The organism is Pseudoalteromonas sp. HF66 (assembly GCF_011806445.1).
GTDB lineage: Bacteria > Pseudomonadota > Gammaproteobacteria > Enterobacterales > Alteromonadaceae > Pseudoalteromonas > Pseudoalteromonas apostichopi.
The window spans coordinates 234,609-252,888 of sequence record NZ_JAATOU010000003.1 but is presented as its reverse complement, the minus strand read 5'-3'; the positions used below and the strand labels follow the sequence as shown (position 1 = coordinate 252,888).

17 protein-coding genes are annotated in these 18,280 nt (G+C 41.0%); 3 read left to right on the top strand and 14 right to left on the bottom strand.

Translation table 11 applies throughout. The features are described from left to right. Window positions 1-33: 33 nt before the first annotated feature. The 8 genes from HCZ11_RS05405 to HCZ11_RS05370 form a co-directional block, all read right to left on the bottom strand. Complete coding sequence (locus tag HCZ11_RS05405) at window positions 34-528, bottom strand: MgtC/SapB family protein (protein ID WP_130051362.1); 495 nt, start codon at window positions 526-528, stop codon at window positions 34-36. 30 nt (window positions 529-558) lie between these two features. Further along, window positions 559-1,662, bottom strand: coding sequence for a GNAT family N-acetyltransferase/peptidase C39 family protein (locus HCZ11_RS05400; RefSeq protein ID WP_167657857.1), 1,104 nt, complete (start codon window positions 1,660-1,662; stop codon window positions 559-561). Then, window positions 1,662-3,056 (bottom strand): RimK family protein, encoded by a 1,395-nt coding sequence (locus tag HCZ11_RS05395; RefSeq protein ID WP_130051360.1) that lies wholly within the window; start codon window positions 3,054-3,056, stop codon window positions 1,662-1,664. The genes HCZ11_RS05400 and HCZ11_RS05395 overlap by 1 nt, the downstream gene beginning before the upstream one ends. 200 nt (window positions 3,057-3,256) lie before the next feature. Further along, window positions 3,257-3,733, bottom strand: coding sequence for a GreA/GreB family elongation factor (locus HCZ11_RS05390; protein WP_167657856.1), 477 nt, complete (start codon window positions 3,731-3,733; stop codon window positions 3,257-3,259). A gap of 76 nt (window positions 3,734-3,809) precedes the next feature. Then, on the bottom strand, window positions 3,810-4,730 hold the full coding sequence (secF, locus tag HCZ11_RS05385) for a protein translocase subunit SecF (protein ID WP_130051358.1): 921 nt from the start codon (window positions 4,728-4,730) through the stop codon (window positions 3,810-3,812). Further along, window positions 4,727-6,538 carry a protein translocase subunit SecD gene (gene secD, locus HCZ11_RS05380; RefSeq protein ID WP_167657855.1) on the bottom strand — a complete coding sequence of 604 codons (1,812 nt, stop codon included), beginning with the start codon at window positions 6,536-6,538 and terminating at the stop codon, window positions 4,727-4,729. The genes secF and secD overlap by 4 nt, the downstream gene beginning before the upstream one ends. Before the next feature lie 74 nt (window positions 6,539-6,612). Further along, window positions 6,613-6,984, bottom strand: coding sequence for a hypothetical protein (locus HCZ11_RS05375; protein ID WP_130051356.1), 372 nt, complete (start codon window positions 6,982-6,984; stop codon window positions 6,613-6,615). Between the two features lie 206 nt (window positions 6,985-7,190). Then, window positions 7,191-8,237 carry an NAD(P)-dependent alcohol dehydrogenase gene (locus HCZ11_RS05370; protein WP_167657854.1) on the bottom strand — a complete coding sequence of 349 codons (1,047 nt, stop codon included), beginning with the start codon at window positions 8,235-8,237 and terminating at the stop codon, window positions 7,191-7,193. 170 nt (window positions 8,238-8,407) lie between these two features. Between HCZ11_RS05370 and HCZ11_RS05365 the strand changes: the two genes are divergently transcribed. The 3 genes from HCZ11_RS05365 (at window position 8,408) to HCZ11_RS05355 (ending at window position 12,305) form a co-directional block, all read left to right on the top strand. Next, window positions 8,408-10,189, top strand: a complete 1,782-nt coding sequence (locus HCZ11_RS05365) for an ABC transporter ATP-binding protein/permease (RefSeq protein ID WP_254869072.1) — start codon at window positions 8,408-8,410, stop codon at window positions 10,187-10,189. Window positions 10,190-10,263: 74 nt separating this feature from the next. Further along, window positions 10,264-10,977 (top strand): YebC/PmpR family DNA-binding transcriptional regulator, encoded by a 714-nt coding sequence (locus HCZ11_RS05360; RefSeq protein ID WP_105180428.1) that lies wholly within the window; start codon window positions 10,264-10,266, stop codon window positions 10,975-10,977. 53 nt (window positions 10,978-11,030) lie between these two features. Then, a complete protein-coding gene (locus HCZ11_RS05355) occupies window positions 11,031-12,305 on the top strand; it encodes a protein kinase (protein ID WP_167657853.1) in 1,275 nt (424 codons plus the stop codon). 41 nt (window positions 12,306-12,346) lie between these two features. On the opposite strand, the gene HCZ11_RS05350 is transcribed toward HCZ11_RS05355, so the two are convergent. The 6 genes from HCZ11_RS05350 to edd all read right to left on the bottom strand — a co-directional run bounded on the left by HCZ11_RS05350 (window position 12,347) and on the right by edd (window position 18,043). Then, window positions 12,347-13,468 (bottom strand): sterol desaturase family protein, encoded by a 1,122-nt coding sequence (locus HCZ11_RS05350; RefSeq protein ID WP_167657852.1) that lies wholly within the window; start codon window positions 13,466-13,468, stop codon window positions 12,347-12,349. A gap of 65 nt (window positions 13,469-13,533) precedes the next feature. Further along, window positions 13,534-13,893 carry a hypothetical protein gene (locus HCZ11_RS05345; protein WP_167657851.1) on the bottom strand — a complete coding sequence of 120 codons (360 nt, stop codon included), beginning with the start codon at window positions 13,891-13,893 and terminating at the stop codon, window positions 13,534-13,536. Between the two features lie 52 nt (window positions 13,894-13,945). Further along, on the bottom strand, window positions 13,946-14,389 hold the full coding sequence (locus tag HCZ11_RS05340) for a hypothetical protein (protein WP_130051351.1): 444 nt from the start codon (window positions 14,387-14,389) through the stop codon (window positions 13,946-13,948). A 125-nt stretch (window positions 14,390-14,514) separates the two neighbouring features. After that, the gene (gene gap / locus HCZ11_RS05335) at window positions 14,515-15,519 is read right to left on the bottom strand and encodes a type I glyceraldehyde-3-phosphate dehydrogenase (protein ID WP_063705673.1); all 1,005 of its coding nucleotides are present in this window, start codon (window positions 15,517-15,519) and stop codon (window positions 14,515-14,517) included. 18 nt (window positions 15,520-15,537) lie between these two features. Then, window positions 15,538-16,158, bottom strand: a complete 621-nt coding sequence (gene eda / locus HCZ11_RS05330; protein ID WP_130051350.1) for a bifunctional 4-hydroxy-2-oxoglutarate aldolase/2-dehydro-3-deoxy-phosphogluconate aldolase — start codon at window positions 16,156-16,158, stop codon at window positions 15,538-15,540. 34 nt (window positions 16,159-16,192) lie between these two features. Beyond that, window positions 16,193-18,043: a phosphogluconate dehydratase gene (edd, locus tag HCZ11_RS05325; protein ID WP_130052282.1), complete on the bottom strand. Its 1,851-nt coding sequence runs from the start codon at window positions 18,041-18,043 to the stop codon at window positions 16,193-16,195. Window positions 18,044-18,280 lie beyond the last annotated feature (237 nt).

Below are 18,280 nucleotides of genomic sequence, written 5' to 3'. Positions count from 1 at the left end.
GAATCACTCTAATCTAACTTCTATTATCTAACTTCACTTTTCTTTTCGATAATACAACTTTGAATAGCGTTTTACACGAACATGCACACCGCGACCTAAGCTCTTAAATTTAGCTTCAAGTACATCTACGCCATATAAAATAACGACCACTAATACTGAAAGTTTAATTGCAGCTAACAAGTTATCAGTGGCAATCACAACACCTATAGAGGCTAATACCCAGATAGTTGCTGCGGAAGTTACTCCAACAACCGCACCATCTTTTGCAAGCATCACACCCGCACCTAAAAAGCCGATACCGGTAATAATTTGGCCTACAACACGTGAATGGTCTATCACATCGCCATGTAACATAAATGCAGTAGCAAGAAATAAATAAGTACCTAACACAATCAATGCGGAGGTACGAATACCAACAGGCTTACCGCGTAATTGACGCTCCATACCAATAATTGCGCCGCAAAATGCGGCGCTACCAATTGCTGACCAAGAATAAGGGGCAATATCAAATAAACTACTCAGAGTCACTGTACTTCCAAATCAAACTAACAATTAAAATTATAAATAAAAGGCCATCGCAGTGCTGAGTCTTGATGAACCAAAACTAGCCATTTTGTTAAAATCGGCTTTGGTTATTGGGACATGCTGACAATCAATCGCCAATTGTTTTTCGTTTTCACAAAACGGGTCATGCACGTACAAGCAATGCTCATCAATATGCGTTACACACACCCAATGCGGTGCCTTTTTACCATCAAATCGATAGGTACTGATCAATAACACCACCGCTTTACCCTCCGCAAGCCAATCCTCAATAGCAACCAAGGTTAACTCTTGATAGCGTACTGGCAACTTTGCAGCTATCGCTTCTGCCACAAATTGATTATGAACCGTATGCAAGATGGCTTTTTTCTTTTCGCTTCTTACACCATCAATAAACAAAGTTTCACGAGTATTTAAAACTACATCAGCTTTAAAACCTCGTTTCATTGCCGCAAGTGCTAACCCTAGAGGGTGACAACCGCCATGCCCTGATGTCATAAAAATAGTCGTGGCTTCACGCCATATATCCAACTCTTTCAGTTGGCTCATTGCGGTATCATTCAATGATGACATTGCCATTAATAACGCCGCAGGACCACAGGTAAACTCGGTTGTTTGCTGGTACCAAGGCGTGTATTTATCGGCATTAAACTCGATATTACGTCGAATGTTTTTTTGCATTCGATGGGCATCACTATGGTCATCATAATAATCACTGTAATGACCAAACACCTGGTAACCCAGTTTTTCATATAAGCAAATTGCCGATAGGTTGTTTACCGCAACTTCTAGACGCATATATAAACGGCCGCGTTTAGCTGTTTCGTTTTCAAGCGCAAGCAGTAACTTTGAAGCAATGCCTTTGCCTTGCTGAGATTGCAAAACCGCCAGTGAATATAGCCGAGCAAGACGCGTCCCCTTGTGACACCAAACCAAACCATAACCAACTAGTTGGTTCTCGATCTCGGCCACCATCAGTAAGCCATGCGTTGCGCTGATCCAACGTTTTAAACTACGACTACTTAATCTATCTTGACTAAAGCTTTGTTCTTCAATGGCAACAAGGGCCGCCAAATCCGTTGCCTGAGCAAAACGGATTTGACAAACAGAGGCGTTCATTAACCACGGCCTCGTGCTTCTAAGCGTTGTTTAAACTCATCCATAATGATCATATAAAGCTCGTCACCTAAATAGGCATCTTCGACTTTATGGTCGATACTTGGGTTGTCATTCACTTCTAACACGTATGCTTTACCTTGATGTTCTTTAACGTCAACACCATACAAACCTTTACCTACCGTTTTGCAGGCTTTTAACGCCGCATCGAGTACCACTTTAGGTAATTCAAATGTTGGCAAGGTTTCAAAGCCACCAGAAAAGAAACGTTTTGCATCATGGTTATAAATTTGCCAGTGATTACGCGCCATTAAATAACGACACGCATAAATTGCACGGCCATTTAACACCCCGACACGCCAGTCGTATTCGGTGTACATGTACTCTTGTGCAAGCACAAGTGCACTGAACTCAAACAGCTCTGTTAATTTAGCAACTAACTCATCACGATTAGCAACTTTAAATACGCCTTTTGAGAAAGAGCCTTCTGGCATTTTTAATACTAGTGGGTAGCTGAAGTTTGCTTCTAAACTTTCAATTGTCTCTTCACTTGTATCAGCCACAACGTGAGTTTTTAAACTCGGCACTTTTTGATAATTAAAAGCATCGTGCAAATACACTTTATTACAGCAGCGCAGTATCGACTCTGCATCATCAATCACCACTAATCCTAAGCTTTGTGCTTTACTCGCTAAACGATAGGTTGGATGGTCGATGGCCGTTGTTTGACGAATAAACAACGCATCAAATTGTGCAATATTGGTAATTTCATCAAATGTAAGTGCTTGAGCATAAATACCATGTTTAGCGGCTGCTTTAATAAATTTAGCAATGGCATCTTTATCACTTGGCGGCACTTTTTCTTGGTGATCAACCAATATGGCCATATCCCAACGGTAACGACGTTTTTTATCGTGAATGCGCCATACTGACATCGTAAAGCTATTGAGTTGCTTTACAAACTCTGTAAAGCCCGTGTCATCTAATGATGCAATCGCACCTTGCTTCACAACACCTTGTTCATCACACACCAAAATAGGCGCAGGATATTGCGAGAATAATGCTTTAGTTGCTTTGCTTTGCTGCTCTTGATCTGTGTGACCAAAAAATACAGTACAACCAGCAAGCTCTTTATGACGCGTGCTATGCTCATCGCTACGTAGTGCATTAATTGTTTTTACACTCGGTAATACCTGATGCTTTCTTGCTTCAGCAAGCAAAGAGCAATAATAGCCTTTACTTAAATACTGCCCTGTATCACACAAGTTTAAAATACGCGTTTTTGGCTCATTATGTTTTGGGTAATCACGTAAGTAGGTGTCAAAGGTAATGACATTTTCGAAATTTTGAGCAATACGTTGCTCATTGTTATCAACCACAATCAAGGTTTTAAACACGACTTTTCCTAAATTAAGTCTTATGAAAAAAATGAAAACACCCAGCCGATTAAGTGAACGCATGAGGCTAAACTTCACTTAACTAGATGGGTGCTTATAAGCATTAAGCTTGATGTGATTTATAGAGGTTTTTTTACTTTGTGACCAACGAGTTATTTTTTACTTGAAGATGAAATTTACTGATTAATAAATTTTCTTGATCAGACTATTTCTGTAATGCTATAAAACTGTGCGTTACCTGCAATTGTCAGTGTTACTTCGTCATCAATTTGCTTGCCAATCAGCTGTTTACCTAACGGCGCTTCACGGGTTACAACATATATAGGCTGTTCTTTTACGGTGACTACTAAGCCACCTGCACTTGGGCCCATAAAAAACCACTTTGAGTTATCTTGTTCATCGACAAGACACACTAATGCACCTTCACGAACCTTATTAAATTCGCTTTCTTTAAACACTGTATTGAATGCTTGTATTTCACGGTAGCACTCATTAACTCGTTCAGCTTGCCCTTGCGCTAAATAAGCGGCTTCTAAACCCAAGGTATCGTATTGAGTTTCAGCAACACTTTCTTCGTGGGTTGCTGCATCATGAGCCGCTTTTGCCGCTGCTTTGGCGTTTTGCAGTTGTGCCTCTAGCGCAAAGCGTAAATGTTCAATTACGTGTGTTTTATTCATATCAAAGCAGTTAAAACAGAAAAGCCGCTATTCTATGGAAAAATAGCGGCTGATGAAAGTAAGTTATAAAACTGACTTATGGCATATCCATATAGGCTTTGGTTTTATCATCCAGTGTTTGGGTGTAATTTTCTGAACTTAACCCTAATAATTGCGGTAAGGTGGCGGCGATACAAATCGATGAGAAGGTGCCCACCACAATGCCTGCAAATAACGCGATAGCAAAACCCGTTAATGCAGCGCCAGCAAGCAGCCAAATACAAGCAATGGTCGCAAGTGTTGTGCCTGAGGTGATCAATGTACGCGTTAACGTAGAGCCAATTGCATCATTAATCACAACATGGGTATTAATGCGTTGATTGTCTGGCTGAATACGTAAAAGCTCTCTAACTCTGTCGCCAACAATAATTGAGTCATTTAATGAATAGCCAATAATAGCCAGTAAACTCGCCAGCACGGTTAAATTAAACTCAAGCCCTAACAAGGAAAACAAGCCAAGCACTAAGATTAAATCATGTAACAGTGCAACCACTGAGCCTACCGCGAGTCGCCATTCAAAACGTACAGCTAAATAAACCATAATGGCAATCAGTGCTGCAAATAATGCTAAACAGCCTTGCTCAAAAAGCTCATCACCGACTTGTGAACCTAAAAAAGAACTTGAAAGCACGGTAAATTCTACACCTTGCTCATTCAGCTCTGATTGCCAATTGCTGGCTTCACTAAGCTCTGGCGCTTCTCTTAAAACAAAGTGGTATTCACCCGCTTTAGTTATGGTTAATTTGTTTGCAATTTCAGGACTTAACTTTGCCTTTAAATCAGCAATAGTTGTTACTGACGTTGTGTTTATCTCAGTGATGTAGCCACCTGTAAAATCAAGGCCAAAGTTTAGCCCTTTGACAGATAAAACACCTAAGCTCGCGATGACTAAAACACAGCTTAGCAATAACCCTAAAACGCGCGATTTACTCGCTGCAGTTAATGTTGACCAACTCATGCTTTAGCCCCCGATAAATTTGTCAGTTTAATGTAGAGTGTTTGGCTAAGCGCTTTTGAAATGTAAACACCGGTGAATACGCTGGTTAATAGTCCGAGCGCTAATGTAATTGCAAAACCTTTCACCGGTCCATAACCAATGGCGTATAGAATGATAGCTGTGATCATGGTGGTCACATTGGCATCAAAAATGGTCGTAAATGCTTGGTTATAGCCTTGCTCTATTGCTTGATAGGTAGGTCGACCTTTACGTTTTTCCTCTTTTATTCGCTCAAAGATAATTACATTAGTATCAACTGCCATGCCTATTGTTAATACAAGCCCTGCGATGCCCGGTAATGTCAACACCACGCCAGGTAATAACGACATTAAGCCGACTAAAGCGGTTAAATTAAGTAACAACGCAATGTTGGCAATCAGGCCTAAACGACGATACCAAAGCGCCATAAATGCAAGGGTAATACCGATACCAAGCATTAAAGCAGCTAATCCGTGTTCAATGTTTTCACTACCTAAGCTTGGACCTATGGTTTGTTCTTGAACGATTGTCACTGGTGCAGTTAGCGACCCAGCACGAAGTAAAAGCGCTAAATCGTAAGCTGCTTGTGGGCTTTTCATATTCGTAATACTAAAACGAGAACTTAAATGCTGTGCAATGTTTGCCACATTGATCACTTCGCTTTTTTTCACAACGTCGCCATTTGCATTCCGGGAGTATTCAGAATAAACCGTGGCCATTGGCTTACCTATATTGTGCTTTGAAAAAGCAGACATCGCATCGCCACCTTGAGAGTCTAAGCTAAGCTGGACTAAAGGCTTGCCCCATTCATCTTTACCAACACTGGCATTATTGATGTGATCACCTGAAAAAATCGCCACAGGATTTAAATTAACAACACCACCACCTTGCACATTAAACGCTTTACCACCCACTTCGACGACCTGATAAAAATCTAGGGTCGCTGTTGCACCAATAATGCGTTTAGCTTCTGATGGATCTTGTACCCCTGGTAACTCGATTCGAATTCGTTGTTTACCTTGCCTTTGCGTCACCGCTTCTGTGATGCCAAGCTCTTCAATACGTCCTCGCAGGGTTGTTAAGCTTTGTGCCATGACTTGTTTATTGAATTCGCTTTGGCTTTGCTCATTAAAATGCAGTAATACTGTGGTTAGGTTATTACTCGTTGATTTAGTTTGCATCAGGCCTTTGAATTGACCTTGTAAGGTTGAGATGAGTCCTGGGAGTTGCCCTTCACCGCTTGGTAAAATTTGCAGCTCAACCCCTTCTTTAACTTCACTGGCTCTAATACCACGAATTTTGTCTTTTCGAAGCGTCAATTTAGTTTGTTGATACACACTGTTTAAGTGCTCTTGCATTGCTTTATCTAGGTCAACATCAAGCACAAATAGCACCCCACCATTTAAGTCAAGTCCTAACTTAATCGGTGAAAGACCAAGCTGCTGAAGCCATTGTGGGCTTGTCGCATGCTCAACAATTTTAGCTTCCAGCTGTGGGTATTGAGTTTTTATAAAACTCAGTGCATTGGCACTTTGAGTAGGCTCAGCTAATAAAATAGCCAGTTGTGCTTGGCTATCATTAGCTTCAGACACTTCAAAACCATGTTGATTTAGTGAAGTTGTCACACTTTGCAGCGTCACAGTTTGATCTGGCAAGCTAATGTGCAACCAAGATTTGTTAGGGTAAAGATTAGGTAGTGCGCTAACCGCTAATAAAATACACGCCGCTATCATAGCGACATAACTCATTTTTAGACGACGCCATAGCGCCGGCTTTGATTTATGTGACATACATGACTTCCTTCCAGCATTTTCAGCCGGTAAAAAATTAATTCCAAAAATAAAAAAGTAACGAAGGAAGTCGTTTAGCTATGGTAGGTCGTATTCGCTTTGTACAAGAGATTAGCGTCTTTCCAGCCACTAATGCGGGATTTACGTTGCGTGGCTAACGCAAACCATGGGATCATGCGTACAGCACTTGGTGGCGCTAAAAAGTGCTCTTTTCCCCAATCTTCAGCAAAGAATTCAATTAATAGCTCGTAATCAGGGTCAACCTGACTATGGTAAAGAAACAATGATGAATTACTGGCAGTTAAACGCGGCACAAGGGTATCAAACCCCGATGGTTCTACCGGTTTAGGATGCTTAGCTGTATGAGTTTGAGAAATAACTGGGGTTTTAGTCAGCTCGACTTGGAACAATTTAGTGGCAGCATAGTGTGAGTGAGTGTCAGGCATAGCCATGCTCTGTGCACTAAAGAACACAGTAAATAGCAAGATAATGACTGAGAAAAACCGTAACAAGAACTGACCAATAAATTAAGTGGATAACACAGCTATAATGAGGGTAAAAAAATAAAACACAAGTTATTACTTAAATAAAAGTAACTAAAATAAAGCGAGCCTAACTCGACCCGCTTATTAATTTAACTTTGTTAAACAAGTTAAACTTCTAATGATGACATGTCGATAACAAAGCGTGAGGCCATATCACCTTGCTTTAATTTATCGAAAGCGTCATTAATTTGTTCCATTTTGATCATTTCAACTTCTGGCAGAATATTATGTAACGCACAGAAATCGAGGATCTCTTGGGTTTGTGCTATACCACCTATCAATGAGCCAGCAACACGGCGACGTCCAAGCAGAAGTGGAACAGAGTTTGATTCTGCAAGTTCACCAACTTGGCCAACTAGCACTTGGGTACCATCTATATCAAGTAGTGGCATATAAGGTGTAAAGTCATGTTTAACGGGTATAGTATTAATAATTAGATCGAATTGATTAGCATGTGCTTGCATCACTTGTTCATCACTTGAGACTAATAAGTCTTTCGCACCATAATCTAAAACCTGTTGTTTTTTCTTATCACTGCGGCTAATTGCCGTAACATGTGCACCCATTGCAGCTGCGATTTTAATTGCCATGTGACCCAAACCACCTAGACCAATTACCGCAACACGGCTGCCTGGGCCAACATTCCACGTGCGTAGTGGTGAATAAGTTGTGATACCTGCACATAGAATTGGCGCACATTTCGCTAGGTCTAAGCCTTTAGGTACATTGAGTACGAACTCTTCACGAACCACAATGTGTTTTGAATACCCACCTTGAGTAAGTTCGCCACTGATACGATCTTGCCCTGAGTATGTACCCACCATTCCTTCGCGACAAAACTGCTCTTCACCATGATGACACTGGTCACAGCTCAAACAGCTATCTACCATACAACCAACAGCGACATTATCGCCCACTTTGTATTTAGTAACACCACTACCCACTTCAAGAACGCGGCCAACAATTTCATGACCCGGTACTACTGGGTACTGAGTCCAGCCCCAATCGTTTTTTGCTGTGTGTAAGTCTGAATGACACACGCCACAATAAAGAATTTCAATTGATACATCTTCTTCACGAAGTGCACGGCGTTCAAAATGATACGGCTCTAATGGTTTTTCTGAATCATGTGCTGCATAACCGATGGTTTTCATGCTTACTCCTTAATTTTCTTCGTGTTTAACTCATGCAATTAACAAATTTGCTAATGCGCTGGTGTATACTGCACTCAGTATAGAGGTAAATTTGCAAATTACACTTGCCTAAAACACGAAAGCTTTTGCCTATTTTTATCAAATTGATTTAAGAGACCCCCATGCGTGGAATGAGCCGCAAAGAACAGGTGACGAGATCGCCTGATGCAATGAACCTATCACAAAGCATCAAAACACTCTGGCCCTATTTAATGACCTTTAAAGGCCGAGTTATTTTGGCTGTACTAGCTCTTATTGCAGCCAAGGGGGCCACATTGCTGATGCCTTGGGCACTAAAAGAAATAATCGACGCAGTAGATTCTAGTATCAACCCGATATTAAGCGTTCCTATTGCCCTGCTCATCGGCTATGGTTTGCTGCGCTTTGCCAGTGTGTTTTTTGGTGAAGTTCGCGATGCATTGTTTGGCCGTGTTACTGAGCACGCTATGCGCCATATTGGTTTAAAAGTATTTAAACACTTACATAGTTTAGAATTAGCCTTTCACCTTGATAGGCAAACAGGCGGTATTAGTCGCGATATAGAGCGTGGTACAAATGGCCTCAGCTTTTTAATGCGCTTTTTGATGTTTAACATCGTGCCAACCCTATTTGAAATAATCACAGTCGCCATTATTTTTGCGACCTTGTTTTCACCTTGGTTTGCATTAGTCACTGTTATCGCTGTCGCTATTTACATTGCTTTTACTGTAATAGTAACTCAGTGGCGTAACCGATTTATACGTGAAGCAAATACTGCCGATAACAACTCAAATACTCGTGCTATCGACAGCTTACTAAATTACGAAACCGTTAAGTACTTCAACAATGAACATTATGAAGCAAACACCTACGACAGCTTTTTAGCTAAGTGGGAACAAGCGAGGCTAAGAAATCGTTTATCGTTACTGGCGCTAAATTCAGGGCAAGCACTTATTATCGCCGCAGCTATTACAGCACTAATGTGGCTAGGTGCCAGTTCAGTGGTCAATAAAGAGCTGACCATAGGTGAGCTTGTAATGATCAATGCTTACATGATCCAGCTATTTCTACCTCTTAATTTTTTAGGCTTTGTGTATCGTGAAATACGCCGTGCACTAACTGATCTTGAAAACATGCTCGGCTTATTAAATCGAAAAGCCGCTATTAGCGATGACAAAGATGCAAAACCATTAACTACAACAAAAGCAGCTATTCGATTTGAGAATGTCTCTTTTAGTTACGACAAACAACGGCCTATTTTAAATAATTTAAGTTTTGAGGTTACTTCAGGCAGTAAAGTAGCGATTGTCGGTGCCAGTGGCGCAGGTAAAAGTACCTTAAGCCGCCTGCTTTACCGCTTTTATGATGTGGATGCGGGCAAAATTTATATTGATGAGCAAGCAATCAACACAGTTACACTTGAAAGTTTGCGCCAAGCTATTGCCATCGTACCGCAAGATACCGTGCTATTTAACACCAGCATTCGCGAAAACATCGCCTACGGAAATCCAACGGCAAGCGAAGATGATATTGATAAAGCTATAAGCCTTGCCCACTTAGATGGGTTTATTGCAAGCCTAGATAAAGGCGATAAAACCCTTGTTGGTGAGCGCGGTTTAAAAGTGTCGGGCGGCGAAAAGCAACGTATAGCAATTGCCAGAGCCATTTTAAAGGGTTCACCTATTTTATTATTTGATGAGGCAACATCAGCGCTTGATTCGCATTCAGAGCAAGCTATTTTAAGTGCTATGCGTGAAGTCGCGCAAAAGCACACCAGCATAGTCATTGCCCATCGTTTATCAACAATAACCGACGCAGACAAAATTATTGTTATGAAACAAGGACAAGTTGTTGAACAAGGTCAGCACCAACAGCTACTTGCGGCGAATGGCGAATATGCTCGAATGTGGCAGTTACAGCAAAGCGACGAATAAACACTGTTAACTACTAGGTTAAATGATTAGAATAACGGCTTTATTTTTATCTATAACAAAAAGGCAACACGCAGATGGGCAGAGCTTATCAAAACAAAAAAGACTCAATGGCAAAAACTGCGGGTGCAAAAACCAAAGTTTATTCAAAGTACGGAAAAGAAATTTATATCTGCGCTAAGAATGGTGGTGTTGATCCCGATGGCAACTTAGCACTTCGTCGATTAATTGAGCGTGCTAAGAAAGACCAAGTACCTACGCATGTAATCGAGCGTGCAATCGATAAAGCCAAAGGTGGTGGCGGCGAAGATTACGTAGCAACTCGCTATGAAGGTTACGGCCCGGGCAACTGTATGATCATTGTTGACTGCTTAACCGACAACAACAAACGTACCTTCGCTGACGTACGTGTTTGTTTTACTAAAGCAAATGCAAAAATTGGTGCGCAAAATTCAGTATCACACTTATTTGATCACCTCGCTATTTTTGTTTTTGACGGTGATGATGACGAAGCTGTTTTAGAAGCATTGATGATGGCTGATGTCGATGTAACAGATGTAGAAGTTGAAGACGGTAAAATCACCGTATTTGCTCCACACACAGAATATAACAACACCCGTACAGCACTTGAAGAAATGGGAATTACTGATTTCCACGAAGATCTAATTGCCTTTGTGCCGCAAGTAGAAGCACCAATTGAAGGTGAAGACGTTGAAGTCATGGAACGCTTTTTAGCCATGCTAGAAGACTGTGATGACGTACAAAACGTTTACCATAACGCACAGTTTTAATTAAAAAGGCCAACCAAGTTGGCCTTTTACCTTTTAGCACAAAGGAATCAACATTGAATACCCTCGAAGAGTTAAAAGCCGGTTCTCTACAAGGTTGTACACGGCTTCAGCTTGTTGCAGAACTAACTGAATTCCCAAAAGAAATTTATACCCTAGCCGATACGTTAGAAACCCTTGATTTATCTAATAACCAGCTAAGTGATTTACCTGACGATTTTTACAAATTAAAAAATCTAAAACGACTGTTTTTATCATTTAATCAGTTTAAACACATACCTGACGTGCTAAGACAATGCCCAAACTTAATCATGGTGGCATTTAAAAGTAATCAAATTACTGAATTTAAAGCACACTGTTTGCCAACGAAAATTGAATGGCTGATCTTAACTGATAATCAAATCCCCGCTTTGCCGGATACATTTGGTGAGTACAGTCAGCTTAAAAAGCTGGCACTGGCCGGCAATCAGCTAACACATTTGCCAGCCTCAATGGCTAATTGTAAAGAGCTTGAGCTAATACGTTTAAGCGCCAATAAGCTTACAAAAGTTGAAGATTGGCTTTTAGCCTTACCTAAACTTGCTTGGCTTGCCTTCTCTGGTAACGATTTAAATCGTTCAACCAGCTTACATTGTGAGCTGTTTAGCCAAATAGCACTGGATGAAATCGATGTTAAAAAGCAGATTGGCCAAGGCGCATCTGGGGTTATTCACTTCGCAAACTGGCATCAACGACCTGTTGCCCTTAAGTTATTTAAAGGCGAGATCACCAGTGATGGCTACCCACTCGATGAGCTTAATTGCTGTTTACAAGCAAGTGAGCACCCAAACCTAATTAAAGCGTTGGGCTATGTTGATGAAGAGTCACAACTGGGTTTAGTAATGGAGCTGATCAATAAAGAGTTTACGAACCTTGGTTTACCACCATCACTTGCAAGTTGTACCCGTGACACATTCGAAGACAACTGCCAGTACACGCCAGAAATGGTGCTAAAAATCATTCAACAAATGACAAGTACCCTCGCCCATTTGCATAAAAAGCAAGTTAGCCATGGTGACATTTATGCCCATAACAGCATGATCAATTCACAAGGCGATTTATTGTTTGGTGACTTTGGTGCCGCAACCGATTTATCGATGCTAATGCCAACTCAACAACAGCTATTAGAAGGCATTGAAGTACGTGCCCTCGGTTATTTTATCGATGATTTACTGACTGTTGTGACTGAACAAAATGACATTACAAAGATGCTTGCCGACATAGCCCAAGAGTGCTTGGTACTCAACTCAGAAAAACGACCTCGCTTTTCTGAGCTGCTTGCGCGATTATGATTTAATACTAATTTGCCTATAAACAAAGCCTCACTGAGGCTTTATTTTTGCCTGTTAAACGGAAACAGCTGCTGCTTTAACATTCCTTCGGGCATGTAATCGCCAACCACACCATATTTATCGGGCCACTCTGCTTGACCTTTTACAGCGGTGCCAAATAGATAATCTAAAAAAGAAAAATGCGCTGCATAGTTACGGTCAATGGCCGCTTTATCAGATGAATGGTGCCAATGATGAAACTGAGGAGTAACCAGAAAATACTTTAACCAACCAAAATTTACGCGAACATTGGCATGGTTAAACACAGCCTGAAAGCCAACAATAATCACATAAAGGCTAATGACTTCAGATGGAAAGCCCAGTACAAAAATAGGCGTAAGTACTAAGCTACGCGTCACTAATATTTCTAAAATATGCTGACGTGAGCCTGCGAGCCAATCCATTTCTTTTGCACTATGATGCACGGCATGAAAACGCCAAAGCAGAGGTACTTCGTGATAAGCCCTGTGCACAAAGTATTGCATTAAATCGGCCACTAAAACAATTAAAAAGAGCTGGAGTAAAAATGGTATTTGTATAATAAAGCCTTGCACAGTATCAGATACAGCCCAGCCAAATGCGTGATGCACAAACTGATTGGTTGCAAGAAGCACAAAACCGATAATTAAATGATTTACAAAGAAATGATTTAAATCACCTTGCCACTCAGAGCGGAGAATTTTTTGCTCTTTGCGGTGCGGTAGCAGCTTCTCAATTAAAATAAAAATCAGTGTGGAGCCAAGTAAATCAAGAATGAACCAATCAAGCCCTAGGTATGGCGTATTATCTCTAAAATCGCCCACTTGAACATTCGGGCCACCAAATACAATAGCAAGAAGTATCAGCATCCAAGCTGTTGCACCGAGTCGTTTGTTAGTGTTACGAACAAAGTTCAACAAGCCTAAACTGCCTGAAATAATTAGTGCCACGAACATTAGCTGACGCAAAAACTCAACGCTGTAGTTTTGTCGAAGCTCTGGCGTCGTTAAGTACTCAGGAAAGTGAAAAGCTAATACTCCTAAACAGGATAAAATCGCTAAGAAGCAGGCAATATAGCCACTGATATTGCCTTCACCCACTTGAAACTGCTCAGCCCGAAATAACCGATGATAAAGACGAGTCATGATATAAAAATCCATTTATCAATTTTTTGCAGCATAACACAGAAGAATTTAGGAACAAATATACGCTAAGCCATCACTATCATGTGTACACAACAAATTGATACTAAGCTAATAAAACCTAAAACTAGGCTGCGTTCAGGTAGGAAATGAATAATCAACGCAGGCATTTCAATAATGTGTGAAGTCATTGGCCTATAGCATAAACTATGTTTTTCAAAGTTCATGAAAGCGTTTTTTAGCCTTTCAAGGTAGAGCACTAATCCAGCTAAATGAATAAGCACAAATGTCGATGGACCTAAAAACTCAAGTAGTGCCATAAGCTCATACCCCATCATTAACTCAGGTCCTGCAATGAGAATTACTAAAACCAGCGCGATTGTTTTATACAGCTTATTAGCGAATAACTGTCTAATTTTATTAAACATCCATATCCTTATGAAACGATTTAGGCTTATAAAAGAATAAGCCTTTTAAATATTATTGGAATGCTTTATCAAACTTATCTTGATCAAGGTATTTATCAAATGCACCTAAAGCATTACCAACACTTGGCTCAGCCATTAACTCTTGCATTGCAACTTCACCCACAATACCGAATGCGTTTTCCATTGCTCCCTGACCGCCGACTTCAATCGCCGCCCTTGCTTGCTTTGGACAGTCTTCGGTTAATAAACGCGTAACTAACGCACCAACATAGCGATTAGTTTCATCCATATCTTGTTCTGTCACGTTCGAGAAAGGCTTAATTATACTGTGCGTCGACATACCTAGATAAATCCACTTAGCGAGGTTCTTTCGTTCTTTGCCATTTAGTGAATCAGTTAAACACACTGCAAGTTGCTGTGCTTCTTGCGATGCGGATACATAACTAGGCAGTATCGACGATAAAAAGAGTGACGTAGTTAATAAGATTTTTTTCATTATCTTTCCTTGAAAACAATTACGCACAATAAAGTAATGTGAATCCAAATTAATTTCCAGTAAAAACCAAAAAAGCCACGATAAACGTGGCTTTGTTGGATAAAGCTTAAACTTTTACTGTTCTATTATAAGAACTGACCTAGCGCTTTAACTTGGTCTAACATGCGGTTTGAGAAACCCCACTCGTTATCGTACCAAGCCATCACTTTAACAAGCTTACCATCTACTTTAGTTTGGGTAGAATCGAAGATTGAAGACGCTGGGTTATGGTTAAAGTCGATAGAAACAAGCGGTAGTTCGTTGTATTCAAGAATACCTTGCATTGCACCTTCTGATGCTGCTTTAACTACTTCGTTGATTTCTGCTGCAGTTGTTTCACGCTTAGCAACGAACGTTAAGTCTACTAAAGAAACGTTGATTGTTGGTACACGTACTGCCATGCCGTCTAGTTTACCCGCAAGTTCAGGAAGTACTAAGCCAACTGCTTTAGCAGCACCTGTTTTAGTTGGGATCATTGACTGAGTTGCGCTACGTGCACGATATAAATCTGGGTGATAAACGTCAGATAAGTTTTGATCGTTTGTGTATGCATGAATTGTCGTCATGCTACCTTGCTCGATACCTACTGTGTCGTTGATTGCTTTTGCAATCGGCGCTAAACAGTTTGTTGTACACGATGCATTTGAGATAATGTTGCTGTCAGCGTTTAATACTTCACTATTAACACCATGAACAACAGTTGCATCCATATCAGTACCAGGAGCAGAAACGATTACTTTTTTAGCACCTGCTTCAATGTGTTTAGCCGCTGCCTCACGTGAAGTGAATAAACCAGTACATTCTAGAACGATATCTACGTTTAGAGCTTTCCAAGGAAGGTTTGCAGGATCACGCTCTTGCGTAAGGGTAATTTCGTCATTACCAATTAGCATGGTGTTTTCAGCAAGTGTTACTTTTTGAGAAAATTGACCGTGAACTGAGTCAAATTGAGTTAAATGCGCGTTAACATTTGCTGGTGCTAAATCGTTAATTGCAACGATTTTGATTTCGTTGTTTTGAGCTGACTCATAAAGGGCACGTAATACGTTACGACCGATACGTCCATAGCCATTAATTGCAACATTAATCATTCTAATATCTCCCGTTAATTATTTTACTTCACTTGCTTGGCGAGCAAGCGCTTCAATGGCTTGCCAGTCTTTGTTTTCAATAAGTTGTTTGTCTAACATCCACGTACCACCCACACAGATTACGTTTTTAAGTGCGAGGTAGTTAGGTGCTGTTTCAAGGCTAATGCCGCCTGTTGGACAAAATGTTACTTGTGGTAAAGGGCCACCAATTGATTTCAGCATTGCAGTGCCACCCGCTGCTTCTGCAGGGAAGAACTTTAGAAACTTAAAGCCTTGGCTTGCTAATTTCATTACTTCACTTGGTGTCGCAGCACCTGGTAAAAATGGAATATCAGACTCTTTAGCCAGTGCTAATAATTCGTCGTTTACGCCAGGGCTAACCATAAAGTCAGCACCGGCTTCAACTGATGCATTAAATGTCGCTTTATCAACCACAGTACCTGTGCCAACGTATGCTTCTGGTACGGCTTCTTTCATTAGCTTCACTGCTTCTGCCGCAATTGGCGTACGCAAAGTAATTTCTAATGCTTTTAAGCCACCGTTATAAAGCGCACGTGCAAGGGGTGCTGCATCTTCAAGTTTTTCGATAACAACAACCGGTACCACAGGTGCCGATGATAAAATTTTCTCAATGCTCATTGTTTGTTCCTCATAGCCCAGTAACGGCGTATTATTATTCTAAACCAAAGGCGCTAGCGCCTAGGTCTGCACTACTTACTATATTTCTGAAACCTGCAAATAACTCTCGACCTGTGCCGTATGTTTGGCTTGGTTGGCTAAGTTGTAATTCACGTTTTGCTAATTCTTCATCGCTTACATGTACTTTCAATACACCTGCTGGTGCGTCAAGCGTCACTAAATCACCTTCGTGAATTTTAGCGATTACACCACCTTCAACAGCTTCTGGTGCTAAGTGGATTGCAGCAGGAACTTTACCAGATGCACCCGACATACGACCGTCTGTGACAATCGCCACTTTGTAGCCTTGGTCTTGCAGTGTTGCCATTACTGGCGTCAACTTATGAAGTTCAGGCATGCCTTTCGCTTTCGGACCTTGCTCTTTAATTACAGCAATAAAGTCTGTGTTTAATTCACCGCGGCTATACGCTTCTTGTAACTCACCTTGTGAGCTAAATACTTTAGCTGGTGCAGAAACAACTTGGTGTGACTCTGCCACTGCTGATACTTTAATAACTGCTTTACCAAGGTTACCAGTAAGAAGCTGTAAACCACCCTGCTTACTAAACGGGTTATCAATTGGGCGCAATACTTCTTCATCGTGTGACTTTTCAGGACACGACACCCATTTAACTTTGCTTGGGCCTGTGCTGTTAGTCATAATCACTGATGAATCTTTATCTAACATTGGCTCCGTGGTGTAAGCTTCTAGGCCATCACCGACAATCGTTTTCACATCGTTATGTAAGTAACCTTTGCTAAGTAGTTGCTTCATTAAGAAGCCCATACCGCCAGCTGCTTGGAAGTGGTTCACATCAGCTGAGCCGTTCGGGTAGATACGCGTAAGAAGTGGCACAACTTCAGATAAGTCAGCCATGTCTTTCCACGTTAGGATCACACCTGCAGCTTTCGCAATAGCCACTAAGTGGATTGCGTGGTTTGTTGAGCCGCCTGTTGATAACAAGCCAACTAAACCATTAATAATTGTTTTTTCACTTACTACATCTGCAAGGCAGTTAGCATCTTTTGTTTCGATTAACTGCTTTAACATAGTTTCTACAGCATGACCTGTTAAACCATCACGTAGTTCTGTGTAAGGGTTAATGAAAGAGCTACCTGGTAAATGTAGACCCATGATTTCCATTAACATTTGATTCGAGTTTGCCGTACCGTAGAAAGTACATGTACCGGCACTGTGATAAGATGCGCTTTCAGCTTCAAGAAGCTCTTCACGACTTACTAAGCCTTGTGCAAATTTTTGACGAACACGAGCTTTTTCTTTATTCGGGATACCCGATTGCATTGGACCTGCTGGTAAAAAATACGTTGGTAAATGACCAAACGATAAAGCACCAATTAAAAGTCCTGGGACGATTTTGTCACAAACACCTAAACAGAAAACACCGTCGAATACATCATGCGATAAAGAAACCGCAGTAGACATTGCAATCACGTCACGTGAGAACAATGATAACTCCATACCGTCACGGCCTTGTGTTACGCCATCACACATTGCTGGTACGCCGCCAGCAACTTGTGCTGTTGCATCGTACTTAGTCGCAAGGTTTTTGATGATTTCTGGGTAATCTTTGTAAGGGACATGCGCAGAAAGCATGTCGTTATAAGCGTTGATGATAGCTAGATTTGGTTGCTCGTCTGCTTTTAAACGATCTTTGTCATCGCTGCTACAAGCAGCCATAACATGTGCAATATTACCACAGCCTAAACCTGCACGAACTCTTGTTTGTTTTTTTGCGTGCGAGATTCGCTCTAAATAAGCTTGGCGGGTCTCTTTACTGCGTTCGATAACGCGTTCGGTGACTTCTTGAATACGAGGATGCAACATATAAATTCGACTCATCTCTATAGTTAGAGGATAAAGGCTCAGTAACAATTACAGACTCCACGAAAATAATTGTACTGAGCATCTTTGATTTACCCGTTCAAAGGTACGCTGACAGGCTGTCTCTCACAACCAACCTGACACCGGTGTCACTGTATTAACTCATGACTGTGACACCGGTGTCAACCTTATCTGTTAAATTTAGTTTAATTTTTTTAAATGACCAAATAATGAACAACT

What these genes read in the sequence shown, in the direction of transcription:
- HCZ11_RS05400 (WP_167657857.1), bottom strand. Translation starts at nt 1,662, where the DNA reads ATGAACGCCTCTGTTTGTCAAATCCGTTTTGCTCAGGCAACGGATTTG.
- HCZ11_RS05390 (WP_167657856.1), bottom strand. Translation starts at nt 3,733, where the DNA reads ATGAATAAAACACACGTAATTGAACATTTACGCTTTGCGCTAGAGGCA.
- secF (WP_130051358.1), bottom strand. Translation starts at nt 4,730, where the DNA reads ATGAGTTGGTCAACATTAACTGCAGCGAGTAAATCGCGCGTTTTAGGG.
- secD (WP_167657855.1), bottom strand. Translation starts at nt 6,538, where the DNA reads ATGTCACATAAATCAAAGCCGGCGCTATGGCGTCGTCTAAAAATGAGT.
- HCZ11_RS05375 (WP_130051356.1), bottom strand. Translation starts at nt 6,984, where the DNA reads ATGCCTGACACTCACTCACACTATGCTGCCACTAAATTGTTCCAAGTC.
- HCZ11_RS05370 (WP_167657854.1), bottom strand. Translation starts at nt 8,237, where the DNA reads ATGAAAACCATCGGTTATGCAGCACATGATTCAGAAAAACCATTAGAG.
- HCZ11_RS05365 (WP_254869072.1), top strand. Translation starts at nt 8,408, where the DNA reads ATGAGCCGCAAAGAACAGGTGACGAGATCGCCTGATGCAATGAACCTA.
- HCZ11_RS05360 (WP_105180428.1), top strand. Translation starts at nt 10,264, where the DNA reads ATGGGCAGAGCTTATCAAAACAAAAAAGACTCAATGGCAAAAACTGCG.
- HCZ11_RS05350 (WP_167657852.1), bottom strand. Translation starts at nt 13,468, where the DNA reads ATGACTCGTCTTTATCATCGGTTATTTCGGGCTGAGCAGTTTCAAGTG.
- HCZ11_RS05345 (WP_167657851.1), bottom strand. Translation starts at nt 13,893, where the DNA reads ATGTTTAATAAAATTAGACAGTTATTCGCTAATAAGCTGTATAAAACA.
- HCZ11_RS05340 (WP_130051351.1), bottom strand. Translation starts at nt 14,389, where the DNA reads ATGAAAAAAATCTTATTAACTACGTCACTCTTTTTATCGTCGATACTG.
- gap (WP_063705673.1), bottom strand. Translation starts at nt 15,519, where the DNA reads ATGATTAATGTTGCAATTAATGGCTATGGACGTATCGGTCGTAACGTA.
- eda (WP_130051350.1), bottom strand. Translation starts at nt 16,158, where the DNA reads ATGAGCATTGAGAAAATTTTATCATCGGCACCTGTGGTACCGGTTGTT.
- edd (WP_130052282.1), bottom strand. Translation starts at nt 18,043, where the DNA reads ATGTTGCATCCTCGTATTCAAGAAGTCACCGAACGCGTTATCGAACGC.